This window comes from Dyadobacter jejuensis (genome assembly GCF_003149085.1).
GTDB lineage: Bacteria > Bacteroidota > Bacteroidia > Cytophagales > Spirosomataceae > Dyadobacter > Dyadobacter jejuensis.
In genome coordinates, this window is sequence record NZ_QGDT01000050.1 from 1 (window position 1) to 2032 (window position 2032).

At 47.9% G+C, this 2032-nt stretch carries 2 protein-coding genes; both read right to left on the bottom strand.

What is annotated here, in order from left to right:
* On the bottom strand, positions 1–473 hold a 473-nt coding region (locus CLV98_RS23115; protein ID WP_109678498.1), incomplete at its 3' end, for a GNAT family N-acetyltransferase.
* 182 nt (positions 474–655) lie between these two features.
* Positions 656–2032: T9SS type A sorting domain-containing protein (locus CLV98_RS23120; protein WP_146202356.1), on the bottom strand; the 1377-nt coding region annotated here is incomplete at its 5' end.

Genomic DNA, 2032 nt, shown 5'->3' on the forward strand with positions numbered 1-2032 from the left:
GCCAAATTGGGCAAAAGAATTCCATTCCGTTCTACCCATTGGTCTTTTAAGACTTTAAAACCCATTTTCTCGAAAAAAGGCCTGGCCGTGATACTTACATCGGCCGTCATCGTAGCTTGTTGCATGCGCCCGGCCTGTTCACGCAATCCAGAAAAAAGCAAACGGCCCGCCCCTTTCAATTGGCTATCCGGATGTACATACAACATATCGACATGCCTATCCTCTTTCAATGAGGCAAATCCGCACAATACCGTAGCGGTATAGGCCACCAATAAGTATTGATCCTCCGCTAGGCTTAGCCACCTTTGCGTGTCGTGTATGGAAGCAATCCATACCTGCCGTTGCTCAAAATCGTAATCCTTGGCGCATACCCTAACTATTGTGGTACTAAAAAGCCGGTGCATCTTAGCAAGATCAGTCCGTCCTCCACGCCTTACGCCTATTCCTGTCATATTCAAATCCGAATCACTCATCAACCTCCCAAACAACTATCCCGGTTGAATAATAACTTTCAGTAATTAATTCAATCCGTTCATCGATACTATCCCTAAAATACAAAAAAAATGAATCCAAACATCATGCTCCGAAGAACAATAGTCTGGATTCATTTTGTATTACCAATCACTGCCAAGCTGGGTTTTATCCCTTTGGCTGATTACTTAATGATCAGGAATTTATAGAAACTTGTGGTACCGTTCGTTCTACCAAGTTTCAAGGTATATGCCCCGTCTTGTAAGCTTCTAATATCAAGCTCATTGGACAATTGCTTACCCGTTCTAGTCATCACCGAAATACCAGAAATATTGTAAATGGTAATACTGTTTACGGTACTCCAGGCATCATCCTGCACCTTGAGGGTATGCACCACTGGATTGGGATATAACATCACGGACACCCCGGTACGGGCCACACTCCTGATATGGCTATAGGCATAGCTACCGTCGAGATCTACCATTTTTAAGCGGTAATAGCTCGTACCAACTAACGGACTTACATCCTCGTAGCTATAGTTTGTCCGGTTGCTTCCTTCAATCGTAGCGATACCTATAAAGGACTTGGCATCAGAAGCACGTTGCACTTCATAATATCCAAAATCCTTCTCTGCGGCTACCTTCCAGTCGATCGCTACTTTGGACTCCCTATACTCTGCATTGAAATCGATCAAGGTTACCGGCAAGCCAGAGTTCAATGGCAAAGTCACACTACCAGGAGCAACAGATGCTACTCCGGCGTTGTCGATCGTAAAATACGGAACTACCACCGTCTGGTCTCCGTCGATAGGATCTACCAAAATAGGCACCGTCGGTACACCAGAAGCATCAGTTGGGATACCATTAGGATATGCCGTTTCAATGCTCGTCAGATCGGTATAAAGTACCCCGTCGATGCTAATGCTCGTCGCATTCGTTGGGAAGCCTATAATTTCCAGGGCCGTTACCAATCCATTCTTCGTAGGGTCGCTACCACCGAATTCCGACGTAATATCAATGGCTATGGTCCCTCCTGGGTTCACCATTTCATCGAGCACCACCACATTGGCCGTAGGCGGCTGCTGGATCCCGAAGTTAACGTTCGTAACGTCGGTGGCCGTAACTGTAAACACTTCGCTACTTCCATTGACGCTGCCGTCGTTACCACTATCGGGGGTCCCTGTAAATTCGCCCGTATTCAGCCAGCCTGCAGGTAAGTCGGTGGCGGGAGGCGTGCTGCCGATGGTACCCGCTGTGGTACTCAACACTACTGTGTAGTCCCCGGGCGATACATTGCCGAAGTCGAACACACCGTCGGTTCCTACCGACGTGTTGGCCGTTACCAAGCCCGTCGTATTGTCGACCAAAATCACCGTCATACCAGCAGGTACGAGGTTGGCATCTCCAGAACTGTTATTGACATTCAAGGCATCGGGGTCGTTAAACACGTTTCCAGATACACTCACCGCTACCGTAAAGCCCGCCGTCACGCTACCAGGAGTAACAGACGCTACTCCAGCGTTGTCGATCGTAACATAAGGAACTACCACCGTCTGCGCTCC